This is a genomic window from Corynebacterium sp. KPL2861 (assembly GCF_040225475.1).
GTDB lineage: Bacteria > Actinomycetota > Actinomycetes > Mycobacteriales > Mycobacteriaceae > Corynebacterium.
Genome location: NZ_JBEHFW010000008.1, coordinates 63,265 through 80,456, shown reverse-complemented (window position 1 = coordinate 80,456; position 17,192 = coordinate 63,265). Strand labels below are relative to the sequence as shown.

Annotated in this window: 17 protein-coding genes; 9 read left to right on the top strand and 8 right to left on the bottom strand. The window is 64.1% G+C overall.

The window, feature by feature from the left end; genetic code table 11:
- Window positions 1-79 precede the first annotated feature (79 nt).
- Window positions 80-2,959, top strand: coding sequence for an ATP-dependent Clp protease ATP-binding subunit (locus ABRP84_RS07890; protein WP_239268416.1), 2,880 nt, complete (start codon window positions 80-82; stop codon window positions 2,957-2,959).
- 213 nt (window positions 2,960-3,172) lie between these two features.
- The gene (locus tag ABRP84_RS07885) at window positions 3,173-3,343 is read left to right on the top strand and encodes a DUF4236 domain-containing protein (RefSeq protein WP_081443674.1); all 171 of its coding nucleotides are present in this window, start codon (window positions 3,173-3,175) and stop codon (window positions 3,341-3,343) included.
- A 40-nt stretch (window positions 3,344-3,383) separates the two neighbouring features.
- On the opposite strand, the gene ABRP84_RS07880 is transcribed toward ABRP84_RS07885, so the two are convergent.
- On the bottom strand, window positions 3,384-4,238 hold the full coding sequence (locus ABRP84_RS07880) for an HhH-GPD family protein (protein WP_239268414.1): 855 nt from the start codon (window positions 4,236-4,238) through the stop codon (window positions 3,384-3,386).
- Window positions 4,239-4,273: 35 nt separating this feature from the next.
- On the opposite strand from ABRP84_RS07880, the gene ABRP84_RS07875 reads away from it, so the two are divergent.
- Window positions 4,274-4,933, top strand: a complete 660-nt coding sequence (locus tag ABRP84_RS07875) for a carbonic anhydrase (RefSeq protein ID WP_239268412.1) — start codon at window positions 4,274-4,276, stop codon at window positions 4,931-4,933.
- 10 nt (window positions 4,934-4,943) lie between these two features.
- The gene (locus ABRP84_RS07870) at window positions 4,944-5,669 is read left to right on the top strand and encodes a hypothetical protein (protein ID WP_349853250.1); all 726 of its coding nucleotides are present in this window, start codon (window positions 4,944-4,946) and stop codon (window positions 5,667-5,669) included.
- 238 nt (window positions 5,670-5,907) lie between these two features.
- On the opposite strand, the gene radA is transcribed toward ABRP84_RS07870, so the two are convergent.
- Both radA and ABRP84_RS07860 read right to left on the bottom strand, forming a co-directional pair.
- Complete coding sequence (radA, locus tag ABRP84_RS07865) at window positions 5,908-7,272, bottom strand: DNA repair protein RadA (protein WP_349853249.1); 1,365 nt, start codon at window positions 7,270-7,272, stop codon at window positions 5,908-5,910.
- Between the two features lie 79 nt (window positions 7,273-7,351).
- The gene (locus ABRP84_RS07860; protein ID WP_239268405.1) at window positions 7,352-7,951 is read right to left on the bottom strand and encodes a hypothetical protein; all 600 of its coding nucleotides are present in this window, start codon (window positions 7,949-7,951) and stop codon (window positions 7,352-7,354) included.
- Window positions 7,952-8,143: 192 nt separating this feature from the next.
- On the opposite strand from ABRP84_RS07860, the gene ABRP84_RS07855 reads away from it, so the two are divergent.
- From ABRP84_RS07855 to rlmB, 5 genes are read left to right on the top strand one after another with little or no spacing between them, the layout of a single operon-like run.
- Window positions 8,144-8,728 (top strand): CarD family transcriptional regulator, encoded by a 585-nt coding sequence (locus tag ABRP84_RS07855; protein WP_005279544.1) that lies wholly within the window; start codon window positions 8,144-8,146, stop codon window positions 8,726-8,728.
- Window positions 8,700-9,425, top strand: coding sequence for a 2-C-methyl-D-erythritol 4-phosphate cytidylyltransferase (gene ispD, locus ABRP84_RS07850; protein ID WP_349853248.1), 726 nt, complete (start codon window positions 8,700-8,702; stop codon window positions 9,423-9,425). The genes ABRP84_RS07855 and ispD overlap by 29 nt, the downstream gene beginning before the upstream one ends.
- A complete protein-coding gene (ispF, locus tag ABRP84_RS07845; protein ID WP_023023902.1) occupies window positions 9,418-9,906 on the top strand; it encodes a 2-C-methyl-D-erythritol 2,4-cyclodiphosphate synthase in 489 nt (162 codons plus the stop codon). The genes ispD and ispF overlap by 8 nt, the downstream gene beginning before the upstream one ends.
- A gap of 30 nt (window positions 9,907-9,936) precedes the next feature.
- Window positions 9,937-11,367, top strand: a complete 1,431-nt coding sequence (cysS, locus tag ABRP84_RS07840) for a cysteine--tRNA ligase (RefSeq protein WP_023023900.1) — start codon at window positions 9,937-9,939, stop codon at window positions 11,365-11,367.
- Between the two features lie 60 nt (window positions 11,368-11,427).
- Complete coding sequence (rlmB, locus tag ABRP84_RS07835) at window positions 11,428-12,378, top strand: 23S rRNA (guanosine(2251)-2'-O)-methyltransferase RlmB (protein WP_237792359.1); 951 nt, start codon at window positions 11,428-11,430, stop codon at window positions 12,376-12,378.
- A 187-nt stretch (window positions 12,379-12,565) separates the two neighbouring features.
- On the opposite strand, the gene ABRP84_RS07830 is transcribed toward rlmB, so the two are convergent.
- The 5 genes from ABRP84_RS07830 to ABRP84_RS07810 form a co-directional block, all read right to left on the bottom strand.
- Window positions 12,566-13,648 carry an HNH endonuclease signature motif containing protein gene (locus tag ABRP84_RS07830; protein ID WP_239268401.1) on the bottom strand — a complete coding sequence of 361 codons (1,083 nt, stop codon included), beginning with the start codon at window positions 13,646-13,648 and terminating at the stop codon, window positions 12,566-12,568.
- Between the two features lie 69 nt (window positions 13,649-13,717).
- A complete protein-coding gene (locus tag ABRP84_RS07825) occupies window positions 13,718-14,548 on the bottom strand; it encodes a CE1 family esterase (protein WP_349853247.1) in 831 nt (276 codons plus the stop codon).
- 11 nt (window positions 14,549-14,559) lie between these two features.
- Window positions 14,560-15,459 (bottom strand): metal ABC transporter permease, encoded by a 900-nt coding sequence (locus ABRP84_RS07820; RefSeq protein ID WP_349819786.1) that lies wholly within the window; start codon window positions 15,457-15,459, stop codon window positions 14,560-14,562.
- Window positions 15,452-16,153, bottom strand: coding sequence for a metal ABC transporter ATP-binding protein (locus tag ABRP84_RS07815; RefSeq protein WP_023023891.1), 702 nt, complete (start codon window positions 16,151-16,153; stop codon window positions 15,452-15,454). The genes ABRP84_RS07820 and ABRP84_RS07815 overlap by 8 nt, the downstream gene beginning before the upstream one ends.
- Window positions 16,153-17,178: a metal ABC transporter solute-binding protein, Zn/Mn family gene (locus ABRP84_RS07810; protein ID WP_023023889.1), complete on the bottom strand. Its 1,026-nt coding sequence runs from the start codon at window positions 17,176-17,178 to the stop codon at window positions 16,153-16,155. Before ABRP84_RS07810 ends, ABRP84_RS07815 begins: the two co-directional genes overlap by 1 nt.
- Between the last annotated feature and the right edge of the window lie 14 nt (window positions 17,179-17,192).

Sequence of the window (17,192 nt, the reverse complement as noted above, 5' to 3'; positions counted from 1 at the left end):
GGGGCCAAAAAGAGGAAATCCTTTGGGTCGTGCGGCGTTACAGTGGGTACCACATTAGAAGCGAAAGTTTAGGGGAGTCATGTTCGAGAGGTTTACAGACCGTGCTCGTCGCGTCATCGTTTTGGCGCAAGAAGAAGCACGCATGCTTAACCACAACTACATCGGAACCGAGCACATCCTGCTCGGCCTTATCCACGAGGGAGAAGGTGTAGCTGCCAAGGCTCTAGAGTCCATGGGCATTTCCTTGGAGGACGTGCGCCGTGAGGTAGAGGAGATCATTGGCCAGGGCAGCCAGCCGCACACCGGCCACATTCCTTTTACCCCGCGCGCTAAGAAGGTCCTCGAGCTGTCCTTGCGCGAGGGCCTGCAGATGGGGCACAAGTACATCGGTACGGAGTTCCTCCTGCTCGGACTTATCCGTGAGGGCGACGGCGTTGCCGCACAGGTGCTGACGAAGCTCGGCGCTGATCTGCCGCGCGTGCGGCAGCAGGTTATCCAGCTGCTGTCCGGCTACGAGGGCGGCCAGCAAGAAGGCGGCGGCGACTCGAACCAGGCCCCAGGCCCCATCGGCGCGGGCGCAGGTCCCGGTGCCGGTGCCGGTGGGCGCGGTGGTTCCGGCGGCTCGGGCGAGCGCTCCAACTCGCTCGTGCTAGACCAGTTTGGCCGCAACCTCACCCAGGCAGCCAAGGACGGCAAGCTAGACCCCGTCGTGGGCCGCGAGTCCGAGGTTGAGCGCATCATGCAGGTGCTCTCGCGCCGCACCAAGAACAACCCAGTGCTCATCGGTGAGCCTGGCGTTGGTAAGACCGCAGTGGTTGAGGGCTTGGCGCTGGACATTGTTAACGGCAAGGTCCCAGAAACTCTCAAGGACAAGCAGCTGTACTCGCTTGACCTGGGTTCTTTGGTTGCCGGTTCCCGCTACCGCGGTGACTTTGAGGAACGCCTGAAGAAGGTTCTTAAGGAAATTAACCAGCGCGGCGACATCATCTTGTTCATCGATGAGATCCACACCCTCGTCGGTGCCGGTGCTGCCGAAGGTGCCATCGACGCCGCTTCGCTGCTAAAACCCAAGCTGGCCCGCGGCGAGCTGCAGACAATCGGTGCTACCACCCTGGATGAGTACCGCAAGCACATCGAAAAGGATGCCGCGCTGGAGCGTCGTTTCCAGCCGGTGCAGGTCGATGAACCTTCGCTGGATGACACCTTCCTCATCCTGAAGGGCCTGCGCGATAAGTACGAGGCGCACCACCGCGTGTCCTACACCGATGAGGCGCTGCACGCCGCCGCGCAGCTGGCGGACCGCTACATCAATGACCGCTTCTTGCCGGACAAGGCCGTCGACCTCCTCGATGAGGCCGGTGCCCGCATGCGCATTAAGCGCATGACCGCCCCGAAGGGCCTGCGCGAGGTCGATGACCGCATTGCCGAGGTTCGCCGGGAAAAGGAAGCGGCTATCGATGCCCAGGACTTCGAAAAGGCCGCCGGCCTGCGCGATGACGAGCGCAAGCTGGGCGAGGAGCGCTCCGAGAAGGAAAAGCAGTGGCGCTCCGGTGACCTGGAGGAAATCGCCGAGGTGGGCGAGGACCAAATCGCTGAGGTCCTGGCGCACTGGACCGGCATCCCCGTGCTGAAGCTGACGGAGAAGGAATCTTCCCGCCTGCTCAACATGGAAGAGGAGCTGCACAAGCGCATCATTGGCCAGGACGAGGCGGTCAAGTCCGTCTCCCGCGCCATCCGCCGCACCCGTGCAGGCCTGAAGGATCCACGCCGTCCTTCCGGTTCCTTCATCTTCGCCGGCCCGTCCGGTGTGGGTAAGACTGAGCTGTCGAAGTCGCTGGCTAACTTCCTCTTCGGTTCGGATGATGACCTCATCCAGATCGATATGGGTGAGTTCCACGACCGCTTCACCGCTTCCCGCCTCTTCGGTGCTCCTCCGGGATACGTTGGCTACGAAGAGGGCGGCCAGCTGACCGAGAAGGTTCGCCGCAAGCCGTTCTCCGTGGTGCTTTTTGATGAGATCGAAAAGGCCCACAAGGAGATCTACAACACCTTGCTGCAGGTGCTGGAAGACGGCCGGCTTACCGATGGCCAGGGTCGCGTCGTCGACTTCAAGAACACCGTCCTCATCTTCACCTCGAACCTGGGTACCCAGGACATCTCGAAGCCGGTGGGCTTGGGCTTTACCGGCGCCAGCGAGAACGATTCGGACGCCCAGTACGAGCGCATGAAGGCGAAGGTTAACGACGAGCTGAAGAAGCACTTCCGCCCCGAGTTCCTGAACCGTATCGATGACGTCGTGGTCTTCCACCAGCTCACCCGCGAGCAGATCGTGCAGATGGTTAACCTGCTCATTGACCGCGTGGGTACCCAGCTGGAAGAGCGCGATATGGGCATCGAGCTCACCGATAAAGCCCAGAACCTCCTGGCCCAGCGCGGCTTCGACCCGGTTCTTGGTGCCCGCCCGTTGCGTCGCACCATTCAGCGCGATATCGAGGACCAGCTCTCGGAGAAGATTCTCTTCGGCGAGATTGGCGCCGGCGAGATCATCTCGGTCGACGTCGAAGGCTGGGACGGCGAGTCCAAGGACGACTCCGGCGCTACCTTCACCTTCACCCCGCGCCCGAAGCCGCTGCCGGATGACATCGATGAGCCCTCGCTTGCCGATGCCTCCGTGCGCGACAACAACCCCTCCGACGAGGCCGCCGACGGTTCCGCTTCGGATAATTCCGACTCCGATTCCGATGGCGACAACGGCGACGGTAACGGCGGCCCAGAGGGCGACGATCCGAAGGATGGTGGCCCGAAGGACGGCGGTTCCGGTTCCAGCAATGATGGCATCGACACCAACGGCGAGCCAGATGTCATTTCCCCGGACGTGCCTTCGGAAAAGCCGGGGCTCGGCAACTCCGACGACGATGGCAAGAACCCGCCACCGGCAGGCGCTGGCCAGCCGATGTAACTAATCGGCTAAGCCCCGCCCCCGTGCGGGCCTGCATAAACCACCCACGGTTCCACCGCGAACCCTGGGTGGTTTTCGTATGCGCCCACCCATGGTCAGCTTGCTCACCAGCCGGGGCGGGCGAATGCCTCTGTCCAGCGGTATGGCGGTACAGCGGCCCGCTGGTTCTGTGGCGCAGCGTCGTGCACGGGGGTATTGCTAGAATGACCGGTTATGGGACTTCAATATCGTTCGCGCAAAAAGACCGGCAAGAATAGCTGGATTAACATCTCCGGATCCGGTGCCTCCATGTCCACGAAGATTGGGCCGGTGACCTTTAATTCCCGCGGCGGCATGTGGGTCAACCTCCCGGGCGGACTCAACTTCCGCGGCCGCTGGCGTTAGCGAGTCGCTGCGCCTAAACGCTGGCAGGCCCGGCGGCCAGTTAGTCCGGCAGATGGAAGAGGCCGGCGGGGTTTTGCTCGGCGAGGCCATCGTCAAGCAGCGAAGCCAGAGCGCGGGAACGCTGCGCGGCATCGGGCCAGACTACGTCGATCGCGGACTGCGGCACTGGGTGATCGGCGGCGCGCAGCACGTCTAGGATTTTGCCGCGCACCTGCCTATCGGTCCCGGCAAATTTCTGCACGCGCTTTTTGGCGCGCGTTTGTTCCGCGGCGGAAGGTTCGGGGCATCCGGCGAGCTGCCAGGCGCAGGTCGCGCGCAGGGGGCAGCGCTTACAATCGGGATTTTTCGCAGTACACACCAGCGCGCCGAGCTCCATGAGCGCGGCGGAAAAACGCGGCCCATTGCGCTCGGGCAACAGCGCGGCCACAGCGGCGAGCTCGCGCTTGGAGGGCGACGGAGCGAGGAAATTCCCGTCTTCGGCGCGGGCATAGACACGGCGCACGTTGGTATCGACCACCGGCACGTTCTGGCCAAAGTGAAAGCACGCCACGGCGCGGGCGGTATAGTCGCCAATTCCAGGCAGCGCCAGCAGCTCATCCACGTCCGCCGGAACCTCGTCCATTACCCCCGCGCACTCCCAGAGCCGCAGCGCGCGCCGCGGGTAGCCGAGCTTGCCCCACGCGCGCAACACCTCGGCGCGGGAGGCTTGGGCGAAGTCCGCGGGGGTGGGCCAGCGCCGCATCCACTCCTCCCACACGGGGGCGACGCGCGCGACGGGGGTTTGCTGGCTCATGACCTCGGAAAGCAGCACTCCCCAGGCGGAGGTACCGGGGCGCCGCCAGGGTAAATCGCGTTCATTGGCGTCAAACCAGGAAAGAAGTGCGTGCGTATCCATCTCGCAGGACAGTCTAGGGCATTAAAATATACTTCATGCCATTAAGTAACGTTGCCCATAATCCGCAGGCCGTCTGGGAGGCCCTCCAGGCCGGAAACCAGCGCGTCATCGACGGCACCATCATGGATCTCAACAAGATTTATGAGCGCGACGGGCTCACCAAAGGCCAGGATCCCCGCGTGGTGGTCCTGGCCTGCTCCGATTCCCGCGCGCCCATCGAGCACATCTTCAATATCGGCTTTGGCGATGCCTTCGTCATCCGCACCGCCGGCCACATCCTCGACGCCTCCGTGCTGGCTTCCTTGGATTATGCGCTCGACCACCTGCACCCCAACCTGCTGGTGGTCTTGGGTCACCAGTCCTGCGGTGCGGTGGCGGCCGCGGTGGATTTTGTGCGCGGCGGCGAGCTGCCCATCGGCCTGCAGCGGCCCATCATCGAGAAGGTCGCGACGTCCGCGTGGACTGCGGGGCCAGACGCCACGCTTGCCGATGTCGAGCGCCAACACACCCTCCAAACCGTCACCCAGGTCGTGGCCAGCATCCCCAACGTGCGCAAGCAGCTTGACGATGGCTCCTTCGGCATCGTCGGCGCCCGCTACCTCCTCGAGGACTCGCGCGTGGAGCCGTTGCACTCTTACGGCGTTGAGTTGACACGCGGAGCCCGCTTAGCGGATCCAGGCGCGTCTACCACTTAAAATTGAGTGCGTGAACCAGAATAAGCCCCTTCCAGAAGAGATCTATAAGCGCCGCCGGGTCGCCGCGCTTATCATCGTGATCGTCCTGGCCGTGGTGCTGATCTGGGCGGCGGTGGCCGCCTTCGGCGGCGATAGCGATGATTCCGTTGCCGCGTCCTCAGAGTCTTCGGCGGCGACCACGTCTTCGGAATCCACCAGCGAATCTGAAACCACGTCCGCGGATTCGACGAGCGAATCCGAATCCGAGTCTGCCTCTGAATCTGAGTCCGAGTCCGAGGCGGAGGAAGCAGGGGATGGGGCATCGGAAAGCAAGGAGCCCGAGGAATCCGTGCACGCCGCGAAGGATACCTGCTCGCTTGAGGACTTGGAGGTGCGCACCTCCATGCTCAACTACTCCGTGCCGGACGGCGAGCTGCCGAAGTTCTTTATGACCGTGACCAACCCCACCGCCGCGGATTGCACGATCGATCTAGATGAGAACTCGCTGCGCTTCGAGGTCTACAAGATGGCCGATAACCAGCGCGTGTGGTCCGATACCGATTGTTACGCCTCCGTACAGACCGGAGAGCAGACCTTCCCTGCGGGCAAGGAGCTGAAATTCGAGGCCGAATGGTCCCGCCAGGCGTCCGAACCGGGCAAGTGCACCGACCGCCCGACCGCTGAGCCGGGTGCTTACTTCGCCCATACGGTCATTGGCGACAATTCCTCCCCGCCGCAGGACTTCACCCTCCGCTAAGCGCGCGGCCGCCCTGCAGTCGGCCGCTCGGAAGCAGCTCGGGCAGAACCAGCTCGGGCGGAAATAGCCCGTGCGGGAGCGGGTCGCGTGGAAGCAGTCCGCGCAGAGCCAGCCCGGGCGGAAGCAGGTCGCGCGGGAGCAGACCGCACGGAAGTTCGCGCCGCTGGAGCACCCGGCTCCTCGTCACCAGCCGGGCTAGAACCGGCCGGGTTAGAACCGGCCACCGGTTACGGTTGGTCTACGGCTGGACCGCGGCGAGGGCCTCGCCAAGCGTTGCAACTTGGCGCACCTGCATGCCGTCCACGGGGTTGATTTCCCCGCGCGGGACAATCGCCCGCTTGTATCCCAGCCGCGCCGCCTCCTGCAGGCGCCGCTCAACATTGGGCACCGGCCGCAGCTCGCCTGCCAGGCCCACCTCGCCGATGACCACGGTCTTCGCAGGCAGCGGCTGCTCGTGCAGCGAGGACCACGTGGCCAGCGCCACCGCGAGGTCGGTTGCGGTTTCGGTAATCCGCATGCCGCCCACCGTGGCTACATACGCATCCTTATCGTTTGTGCGCTGTCCGGCGCGCGCCTGCAATACGGCCAGCACCATGGGCACGCGGTTGGCATCGAGTCCGGTGACCACGCGCCGCGGATTCTTCGCCACGGGGTCCACGGTCAGCGCTTGGACCTCGGCGAGGATGGGCCGCACACCGTCCATGGCGACGGTCACCGCGGAGCCATCCGGCGTCGTGCCCCGGTGGGAAAGGAAGAGCCCCGACGGGTCCGCGACCTCCCTAATACCCCCGGCGGTTTGCTCGAAACAGCCCACCTCATCGGTCGCTCCGAAGCGATTTTTCATCCCGCGCAGCATGCGCAGGCTGGACTGGCGGTCGCCCTCGAAGTTTAAGACGACATCGACAAGATGCTCCAAAACCCGCGGTCCCGCCACGTTTCCGTCCTTGGTCACGTGCCCCACCAGCAGCACGGGGATGCCGGTGGATTTCGCCAGCGACGTCAGCGCCGCGGTCACGGCGCGCGATTGCGCGACGCCGCCGGGCACGCCTTCCACCCCCACTGCATGCATGGTCTGCACGGAGTCCACGATGATGAGGCCGGGCTTGACGGCATCGACGTGCCCAAAGACGGCGTCCAGGTTGGATTCGGCCGCGAGGTACAGCGATTCCTGCAGCGCCCCAGTGCGCTCGGCGCGGGCGCGGACCTGGCCGGCGGATTCCTCGGCGGTGGCGTAGAGGACGGTGCGGCCGAGCTGCGCCCACCGGGAGGCGACCTCGAGAAGCAGCGTGGATTTGCCCACGCCGGGCTCGCCGGCCATGAGTCCCACCGAGCCCGGCACGATGCCGGAGCCCAGCACGCGGTCGAGCTCGACGATGCCCGTGCGCACCGTCTTCGTCGCCTGCGCGCCCACCTGCGTGATGGGCTGCACCGGGCTCGCAGGCGCCACGCTCGCATGCCCCCCGCTTGCCGATGCCCCCGCCACCACCGGCGCCTTTTCCTCCATCGTGCCCCACGAACCGCAATCCGGGCAGCGCCCGAGCCACTTGGGGGAGACATAACCGCATTCGGAGCAGGTGTGGATGGGGCGAGATTTTTTGGCCATGGTGTAGAGCCTAGAACGTGGCGGCAAAAACGACGAACGCGCCCGTACTCCGCAAAGTAGGGCGCGCGTGCGGTGGCTATTAGTGGTGCGAGTTACCGGTGTTCGCGTCGGTGGTGTAGCCCTCTGGGGATTCCACGTCGCGGTCGTACTTACCGGACTCCATCTGGGAGGCGGCGACGGTGGCATCGACCTCGATAGAGCCGTTGGAGAACTCGAAGGTAACCGGGCGGTGGCCGGCGTATCCAAAGTCATCGTTATCCAGGTGGGTGGCTACGTACTGCACGGTCTCGGAATCGTGATCCGGGGTTGCGTCCAGGTTCTTCTGGGAGTCCGCCACGATGGAGTGATCGCGCTTAAGCGGCTGGGTCTGCTTCATCTCGACGGTCTGGCCATCGACCTTCACGGACTTCAAAGTGATGACATCGGTTTCATAGCCCTGGTTGACGGCGTTGAACTTCAATGCGGCGCCACCGTCAGGCTCTGTCAGGATGGTGACATCGCGGACGGCAATCTTATCGTCATCGGTGCTGGCAGAAGCACCATCAACCGCAGCTACCTTCTCTGCGGTCTGGGCGATGTGGCCTGCCGAGCAAGAAGCCAGCGCCAAAGCGGAGACGGCGGTAACGGAAATAATGGCACCGCGGCGGGCGGCGGACTTCAGGGACTGCACGTTGAGCATCCTCCATCAATTGCGATCTCAGGACTTATCAAATCTTTAGCCTAGTCCCTTTCGATATAAAGTACACAGTTTCTCGCTAACCTAGCGGGTAGTCCGTGGGGGTAATCGGGGGCATCCGGTGGTAGGCATGTCGCGCGTGATAAAATGGCGGCCTTAGTTATCGGCATATTCACGGGATTATAAGGAGTGGCAATGGAATATAAGGTCGGCGAGGTCGTCGTCTACCCGCACCACGGCGCGGCGGTCATCGAGGATATCGAAACCCGCGAAATGGGCGGCGAAGAGCTGGAATACCTCGTGCTGCACATTAACCAGTCCGATCTTGTCGTCCGCGTGCCCAAGAAGAATGCGGATAACGTGGGCGTGCGCGATGTCGTGGGCAAGGAAGGCCTGGAAAAGGTCTTTTCCGTGCTGCGCGATGAGGACGTGGAAGAGGCTGGCAACTGGTCCCGCCGCTACAAGGCCAACCAGGAGCGCCTGGCTTCCGGCGATATCAACAAGGTCGCAGAGGTGGTGCGCGATCTGTGGCGCCGCGATCAGGACCGCGGCCTGTCCGCCGGCGAGAAGCGCATGCTGGGCAAGGCCCGCACCATCTTGGTGGGCGAGCTGGCGCTGGCGCAGCCGGTCGATGATAAAAAAGCCGATACCATGATGGAAGAAATCGACGCCACCATCGAGCGCCACCGCGCCGCAGGTCTAGTCGATGACCAGTCCATTACCACCGATATCGACAACGACATCGATCTCGATGACCTCTCCTTCGACGACGAAGACTAAACCCCGCGTTATCGCCTTAATCGCCGCGGCCGGGCAAGGCACCCGCCTCGGTGCGGAGGTGCCCAAGGCCTACGTCGAACTTCGTGGCCGCACCCTCTTGGAGCGATCCGTGCGCACCATGGCCCGCTCCGGCCTCGTGGACGAGGTCATCGCGGTGGTGAGCCCGGCCATGGAGGGGGAAGCTGGGGGCATCGTCAAGCGCGTGGGCGCAGATATCCCGGTGCGCCTGGTGCATGGGCGAGGCGAGCGCGCCGATTCGATTTGGGCCGGGCTGCAGGCCATTCCGGACGAGGATGCTGTGGTGCTCATCCACGATGCAGCCCGCGCGCTCACGCCCACCGCGATGGTCGAGCGCGTGGCGCGGCGCGTTCTTGCCGGCGCGCCCGCCGTCATCCCGGTGGTTCCCGTGACCGATACCATCAAGGAAGTCGACGGTAACGCCGTGGTTGGCACCCCCGATCGCGCCCGCCTGCGCGCCGTGCAGACCCCGCAGGGTTTCCGCCTCGCCGCGCTGCGCCAGGCCAACCTGGATTATTGGCGCGAGCAGCCGGATTTCACCGCCACGGACGATGCCAGCCTGATGGAATGGCACGGCCAGCGCGTGGAGACCGTGCCGGGCGATTTCCTCGCCTTCAAAATCACCACCCCCACGGACCTGACCCTGGCCCACGCCCTTGCAGAGGAGCAGCATGACTGAGCCCATCATTCCCCGCGTCGGCATCGCGACCGACGCCCACCAGATCGAAGCCGGCAAGCCCTGTTGGATTGCCGGGCTGCTTTTCGATGACACCCCCGGCTGCGAAGGCCACTCCGACGGCGACGTCGTAGCCCACGCGCTTGTCGATGCCCTCCTCTCCGCCTCCCACCTCGGCGATCTCGGCTCTTTCGTGGGGGTGGGCCGGCCCGAATACGACGGTGTGTCCGGCGCCCAGCTCCTGCGCGAGTGCCGTGAGCTGCTGGAAGCGGAAGGTTTTATCATCGGCAATGCCGCCGCCCAGCTCATTGGCCAGACGCCGAAGATGGGCCCGCGCCGCGAGGAAGCCGAGGCCGTGCTTTCGGAAATCCTCGGCGCTGATGTGTCCATTTCCGCCACCACGACCGACCATTTGGGCTTTACTGGCCGCAAAGAGGGCCGCGCGGCGGTGGCAACGGCCGTTGTCTGGCGGCGCCAACACTAACCCCGCGCACGGGTGATTTAGACTGGGGGCGTGAGTACTTTGCGCATTTTTGACACAGCCACCCGCAGCCAACGCGACTTCGAGCCGATCCGCCCCGGCCACGCCTCCATCTACTTGTGTGGCGCCACTCCGCAGGCGCAGCCGCATATCGGGCACCTGCGCTCCGGCGTGGCTTTCGATATCCTGCGCCGCTGGCTGCTCGCGCAAGGCTATGACGTCGCGCTCGTTCGCAATGTCACCGATATCGATGACAAGATCCTCACCAAGGCCGCCGAGAATAATCGCCCCTGGTGGGAGTGGGTGTCCACCTACGAGCGCGAGTTCACCAAGGCCTATAACCTGCTCGGCGTGCTCCCGCCGTCCGTGGAGCCGCGCGCGACGGGGTTTGTCACCCAGATGGTCGAGTACATGCAGCGGCTTATCGACGCCGGCTTTGCCTACCCCGTTCCCGCCCAAGACGCCGAGGCCACCCCGCAGACCGATGGCGCGGCCGGATCCGTGTACTTTGACGTCGAGGCCTGGACCAAGGCGGAGGGATCCGACTACGGTGCGCTGTCTGGCAACCGCGTCGAGGAGATGGAACAGGGCGAGTCAGACAACGCGGGCAAGCGCAGCCCGCTCGACTTCGCCCTGTGGAAGGCCGCCAAGCCGGGCGAGCCGAGCTGGCCCACCCCGTGGGGTCGCGGCCGCCCGGGCTGGCACCTCGAGTGCTCCGCCATGTCGACGTACTACCTGGGCTCCAATTTCGATATCCACTGCGGCGGTTTGGACCTGCAATTCCCGCACCACGAAAACGAGATCGCGCAATCGCACGCGGCAGGCGATAAGTTCGCCAATTACTGGATGCACAACCACTGGGTGACCATGGCCGGCGAGAAGATGTCGAAATCGCTCGGCAACGTGCTTTCCATCTCGAACATGCTGGAGCTCGTGCGCCCGGTGGAGCTGCGCTACTACCTGGGTTCTGCGCATTACCGCTCCGTGCTGGAATACTCCGAATCCGCCCTGACGGAGGCGGCGGCGGGCTACCGGCGTATTGAGGGCTTCGTCAAGCGCTTTGCAGGCGTCGAACGTGGCGACTGGACGCCGGACTTTGAGGACGCCATGAACGATGATATCGCCGTGCCGAAGGCTTTGGCCGCTATCCACACCACCGTGCGCGCGGGCAATAAGGACCTGGCCGCCGGGGACGAGGACGCCGCCCGCGCGAAGGCCGCTCAGGTGCGCGGGATGGCGCACGTACTTGGATTTGACCCGCTGGAGTGGGAAGATGGAGGCGAAGCTAGCGGAGCAGACGCGGCGCTCGATGCGCTGGTCCAGGCAGAACTGGAACGGCGCACGCAGGCCCGCGCGGAAAAAGACTTCGCTACTGCCGATGCCGTGCGTGACCGCCTCACCGCCGCCGGCATCACCATTACCGATACCCCAGACGGCCCCACGTGGTCGTTGACCCAGCGCTAGACAGCTTTCCGCTGTTATTTTCGCTGGTTATTGAACGGTTTCCTCGAAAGGACTGAAACGATGGCACGAACCCATGGCCGCGGTGGCGCGGGCATCCGCAAGACGAATAAGAAGGGCGCTACCAAAGGCTCCGGCGGGCAGCGTCGCAAGGGCCTAGAAGGCAAGGGACCCACCCCGAAGGCCGAGGACCGCGTCTACCACGCCAAGCACAAGGCGAAGCTGGAGCGCGAGCGCCGCAACTCTGGGCGCCACCAGAAAGAAACCGCAGAGATGGTGGTGGGCCGCAACCCGGTCATCGAGTGTTTGCACGCCAAGGTGCCGGCCACCACGCTCTACATCGCTGCCGGAACGCGCAACGATAAGCGGCTTTCTGAGGCCGTGTCCATGTGCAATACCCGCAATATCCCCATCATCGAGGTCCAGCGCCACGAGATGGACCGCATGACGGGAAATGGCATGCACCAGGGCATCGGCTTGCAGATACCGCCATATAAGTACGCAGCGGTGGAGGATTTGATTGCCAACGCCGCCGAGAACCCGCGCCCCGGCATGTTCGTCATCCTGGATAACATCACCGACCCGCGCAACCTGGGCGCCGTCATCCGTTCCGTGGCCGCTTTCGGCGGCGATGGCGTGATCATTCCAGAGCGCCGTTCGGCTTCTGTCACCGCGGTGGCGTGGCGCACCTCGGCTGGCACCGCTGCCCGTTTGCCGGTCGCCCGCGCAACGAATATCACCCGCACCGTGAAGGAATTCCAGAAAAACGGCTACCAGGTCGTCGGCCTCGATGCCGGTGGCGATCACACGCTGGATACCTATGAAGGCGGCACGGATCCCGTCGTCATCGTCATCGGCTCCGAGGGCAAGGGCATTTCGCGTTTGGTCAGCGAGACCTGCGACGTCCTCATGTCCATCCCCATGACCGGGTGGGTTGAGTCCCTCAACGCCTCCGTCGCTGCGGGTTCGGTGCTATCCGAGTTCGCACGCCAACGCCGCGCCGCCGAAAAATAACCCATTTCCGCTGCGCCAGCTCGCCGCGACGGATAAGCGCCATCCACGTTCGGTGCTGGCAAAGTCGAGCGCACAGAATCGCCTCCTCAGCCGCCGGTGCGGTTGTCGGCGCAGCTAGTGTCAAAGGCGCGCTGGGTCTTTGCGAGGCACAACCTTCTCAGTGCGAATCGTTGTGGCACACAACAATTTAACCATTATCTGCCCAGGGTGGCAGCCACCGGATGGTTCCGTCGACCCGGGCTAAGTGCCCGCGCAGGGGCGGGGCATTGGGATCATCGTCGTTCACGCCATTGTGGTACGGACAGGCGATGGTCAAGTTTCCCGGGTTAGTTTCGCCGCCATTTTTCCAGGCATTGAGGTGGTGAACCTGGCATTCATCGGCGGGGTAGCGGCACTCCGGCCACGGGCAGACCGGGTTTTCGGCCGCTGCCATCAGGCGTTGCTTTGCAGAAGCAAAGCGCGAGGTGCGGTAGAGGTTGACCGGACCTTCCACTGGGTGGATGAGCGTGACGTAGCCGTGCTCAGTAAATACCCGTCGCACCAGCTCGGCGCCGGTCATCGTGGCGCCATTGGTCAGCTGGACCACGATATCGCCCTGGGAGTCGGCGCTATGGGCAGAGCCAGGACCAGAGTCAGCGCTGACGTTGGAGTTTGAACCAGCAGTGGAGCCGGAGCCGAAATCGACGATGCGATCGAGCTCGTCGAGGCGAAGCACGACATTGGTCGTCACGCTGGGGCGGGCGGCGGCCTCGCCGTGGAAGATATTCTGCACAGAAGCAAGCGGGGCATCTTTATTAATCGCGGCGTGCATATCGGCGATATCGGCGGACGGGCCGGTAATGGACATGGTCCAGGGGCCGTCGGCGCGGCGATAAATCTTCACGCCGGGCTGGCGCTTGACGGGCCCCTTGAGCTCCTTGACGCGGGCGCGGCCCCGCTTATCAATATCCGAGACCTTCCCCTTCATCCCACACAATTCGCGCCGCAGCGCCCAGGCATCGCGCTTCTTCTTCAGCTTGGCGGCGTGGCGCTCGATGGTGAGCAGGGCCGTCAGGCTGTGCCCGTTGGCGCGGCTGGCGGCGATGGATTCGCGCTGCTGGCGGCGGAAGGCGGTGGTGCCGAAGTAGGTCTCGGCAAGCGTGAGCAGTCGGGTGGCGGTGGTATCGGGGCACCCGGCCGCAATCAGCGCGTGCAGCGAGAGGCCGTGGCAGTCGGCGATGATATCCATGCCGGGTGCCAGGCCCTTGAGAAATGTCTGCAGCGCGTTCATGCCCCAGAGACTAAGAAGCCCCGCAAGCCCGCGCTAGCCGATGCCCCACCTCCCTGTGGACAACTACCCTTAAGCGTCACCTAAGCCGAAAAATTCGCGGACTTTATCCACAGCATTGAAGGAATCCGTATTTGGTCCTATGCTCGCCGGCGTTTCTTTGCTAGAGGGAATCACGTGCCCGAGGCCCTCCATGGTCCAGAGCTCCACGGGGTAGTCGCCGTCGTAGTAGGTGGAGGTTATCCCGGGTATGGGCTGGGTTTCGCGGGGCGGGCGGCAGCCATTGGCCAGCGCGAAGTGCTCCGCGGTGGCGGGGGCAGAAAGCACGCACCCGCGGGTTTGCTGCCCATCGATGCCGGCAAGCCCGCCATAATAGGGCGCAATCGGATCTTCGGTGCCGTGGATAAACAGCAGCGGGGTAGGCCGGTAGCCATCGGGGTGGGTAGGTGCGTGATTGGAACCTTCGCCCAGCGTGGAGGCGAAGACGCAGGCGCCGGTGAGGGTGAAGGGGGCATCGTAAAGCAGGCGCAGCACCATCTGCCCGCCATTGGAATAGCCCGCGGCGAAGGTGCGCGCGGTGGAGTACTCGCGCTGCATAGTCTCGATGAGGAAGGTGCTAAAGGCAACGTCATCCACCCCGAGCTCGCGGGCGCGGACCGGCAGGTTGGCGCGGGTGTCGTTGAAGTGGTGGTCGATGCCGTCGGGGTAGACGATGAGGGTATTGGTGGCATCGGCAAGCGCGTCCACCGTGCCGTTGGTAAAGCGGCGGATGACGTTGGCGGATTGGTGGGAGCCGTGGAAAAACAGCAGCAAGTCCGGCTGGGGCCCGAGCTCCTCGGGCTGGATGACGATGAAGCGGCGGGTGTGGCCAGCCACATCCGCGGTGCGGCGATGAATATGCATGCCCGCCGAGTTTAGTCGGCGTGGTGGGCCTCTGCGGCGGCGCGGTTATCGGCGTGGAAATGCTTGGCCGCGACCTCATCGCGGATGGCGCGCTTGCCTTGCCGCCAGCCGATGAACCGGCACACCAGGTAGATCACAAAGGAAATGGTGGTCACGAAGACGGAAACCGGCAGGCCGGGGGCGAGGGAGAGGATGAAACCGCCTACGGCGGAGACCTCGGCGAAGATGGTGGACCACAGTACCGCGCGCAGGGGCGAGGAGGTGATTTGTACCGCCGCCGCGCCGGGGGTGATAAGCAGCGCCATGACGAGCAGCGAGCCGACGATTTGCACCGACTGCGCCGCTGCGAGGCCGACGAGGACGGCGAAGGCGACGGAGATGGCGCGGGTGGGCACGCCGGCGGCGCGGGCCATATCAGGATCGGCGGAGGCAAAGAGCATGGGCCGCCAGAGGAAGCCGACGGCGGCCACGATAATGACCGTGGTGGCGGCCAGCAGCCACACCGAGGCGGAGGAAACGCCGACGATTTGGCCGGTCAAAAGCGTCATCGCGGTATTGGAATTGCCGGGGTAGAGGTGCAAGAACAGCACCGAGAGGCCCAGGCCAAAGCTCATGACCACGCCGATGGCGCTGTCTTGCTGGCCCTTAAAGCCCAGCATGGCCAGGATGATAGCGGCGACGATGGCGCCAGCGACCGCGCCGAAGCCCAGGTTGAGGCCGAAGAGGAGTGCCGCGGAGGCACCCATAAGCGCCAGCTCAGAGGTGGCGTGGACGGAAAAAGACATCTGGCGCAGCACGATGAGCGAGGTCATCACGCCAGACAGGATGCCCAGCAGCGCGGAGGCGATGAGCGAGGACTGCACGAAGTCCACGCTGAGCAGGTATTGGGTATCTTCCCAGTAATTAGACAACGATGAGCCTCCCGTCGACGTTTAAGACATTGACCTTGGAACCGTAGAGCTCCGAGAGGACCTCGGAGCGCATGACCTCATCGACCGGGCCGAAGGTGTGGCCATTGGGCGCGATGTAGAGGACCTTATCCGTCACCCCGAGCACGGGGTTGATGCCGTGGGTGACAAAGACGATGGAGGTACCGCGCTCGCGGCGCAGCGAGTTCAGCTTGTTAACCGTGGCATTTTGCCGGGCGGGGTCGAGGGAGAGGAGGGGCTCATCGGCAAGAATAAGGTCCGGGTCATTGGCCAGGGCTTGGGCCTGGCGGATGAGTTGTTGCTGGCCGCCGGATAGCAGGCCGACGCGCCGGTCCCGCAGCCCCGTGGCACCCACCTCTTCCAACAGCTCGTCCACCTGTCCACGGGGTGGGTGCCGGTGGCGGAATACCCCGTGCGCCACGGAGAGCGACACGAGGTCGCGGGCGCGCAGGGGAAGGTCAGCGGGGAACATGCGCTGCTGGGGGATGAACCCGACCCGGCAGTTGACGTCGACGCGGCCGCTGGTCAGCGTGCGGGTGCCGAGGATGGTGCCCAGCAGGGTGGACTTGCCCACGCCATTGGGGCCTAAAACGGCGATAAACTCGCCGCGGTCCACGGCGAGATTAAGCTGCGACCACAGCGGGTCTACTGCGGCCTCATGGAATTCAACGAGCACTAGTGCTTCCCCAGCTTGCTCGTGACTTCGTCGTAGTATTCCCAGAACTTCTTGCCATCCGGCGGGGTTTCGCCGATTTCTACGATATCGACGTCGTTGTCCTCTGCGGCGGACTTGATGCGGCCGGCGGTATCGGTTTCGGTCTGGGGGTTGAAGATGAGGAGATCGACCTCGCCATCGTCGATGGCCTTGATGAAGGCGGCGACATCGGCAGTAGCGGGCTCGCCCTCGGAGATGGTGGCCTTGCGGTAGCCCTCGGGGGTGACGTCCTTGCCGTCGGTGTACTTCATGAGGTAATCGGCGATGGGCTCGGTTTGGGCGTAATTCAGGCCATCGGGAAGCTCCTTGAGCTTATCGCGCAGCTGGTCCACGTGGGAGTCGATCTTCTCGGTGGTGGCACCGGCGTCGGAGTACTTCTCGTTGATCTGGTCCGCGATGGATCCGGCGACCTCCTCCAGGGCGGCGGGGTCGTACCAGATGTGCTCGTTGCCCTCGATATTAGTGACCTTGTCCGGGTCATCCTTGGCGGTGGCCTTCGCGGCATCGATGGTCATGACATCGGGGTCCTCGTCCAGCTTGCCGTGGTCCGTCAGCGGCAGGGCGGAAATGATGTTGTCCTGATCGGAGACGGCCTGGTAGATCCAGGCGTCGTAGCCGCCGCCGTTGACCACGAGCATGTCGGCGTCGTTGGCCTTGGCTACATCGGCCGCGGTGGGCTCGAAGTGGTGGGGGTCGGTGTCATTGCCCTCCACGATGGGCTCGACCTCGATGTCGATGCCGGAGGCGGTATCGGCCACGGCCTGGGCAACATCGGCCCAGATGGAGGTAGAGGCGACGATGGAAATCTTCTTATCACCGGAGTCGCCGGAACCAGAGTCGGTTCCGGATCCAGAATCGGAATCTGTAGAGCATGCGGCGGTAAATAGGAGGCCACTTGCTGCGAGTAGGGCTGTTGTTGCGCGTAGTGACGTGTGCATACCCTCCAGTGTGCGTTTGCTGGCAATCATTGTCAATTGAACATGCATTGAAAATCCGGCGC

Excerpts from the sequence above, each read along its gene's own strand:
- ABRP84_RS07810 (WP_023023889.1), bottom strand. The coding sequence starts at position 17,178 with ATGCATGTTCAATTGACAATGATTGCCAGCAAACGCACACTGGAGGGT.
- ispF (WP_023023902.1), top strand. The coding sequence starts at position 9,418 with ATGACTGAGCCCATCATTCCCCGCGTCGGCATCGCGACCGACGCCCAC.
- ispD (WP_349853248.1), top strand. The coding sequence starts at position 8,700 with ATGACCTCTCCTTCGACGACGAAGACTAAACCCCGCGTTATCGCCTTA.
- ABRP84_RS07825 (WP_349853247.1), bottom strand. The coding sequence starts at position 14,548 with ATGCATATTCATCGCCGCACCGCGGATGTGGCTGGCCACACCCGCCGC.
- ABRP84_RS07885 (WP_081443674.1), top strand. The coding sequence starts at position 3,173 with ATGGGACTTCAATATCGTTCGCGCAAAAAGACCGGCAAGAATAGCTGG.
- ABRP84_RS07880 (WP_239268414.1), bottom strand. The coding sequence starts at position 4,238 with ATGGATACGCACGCACTTCTTTCCTGGTTTGACGCCAATGAACGCGAT.
- ABRP84_RS07875 (WP_239268412.1), top strand. The coding sequence starts at position 4,274 with ATGCCATTAAGTAACGTTGCCCATAATCCGCAGGCCGTCTGGGAGGCC.
- ABRP84_RS07830 (WP_239268401.1), bottom strand. The coding sequence starts at position 13,648 with ATGAACGCGCTGCAGACATTTCTCAAGGGCCTGGCACCCGGCATGGAT.
- ABRP84_RS07860 (WP_239268405.1), bottom strand. The coding sequence starts at position 7,951 with ATGCTCAACGTGCAGTCCCTGAAGTCCGCCGCCCGCCGCGGTGCCATT.
- rlmB (WP_237792359.1), top strand. The coding sequence starts at position 11,428 with ATGGCACGAACCCATGGCCGCGGTGGCGCGGGCATCCGCAAGACGAAT.
- ABRP84_RS07855 (WP_005279544.1), top strand. The coding sequence starts at position 8,144 with ATGGAATATAAGGTCGGCGAGGTCGTCGTCTACCCGCACCACGGCGCG.
- ABRP84_RS07890 (WP_239268416.1), top strand. The coding sequence starts at position 80 with ATGTTCGAGAGGTTTACAGACCGTGCTCGTCGCGTCATCGTTTTGGCG.
- radA (WP_349853249.1), bottom strand. The coding sequence starts at position 7,272 with ATGGCCAAAAAATCTCGCCCCATCCACACCTGCTCCGAATGCGGTTAT.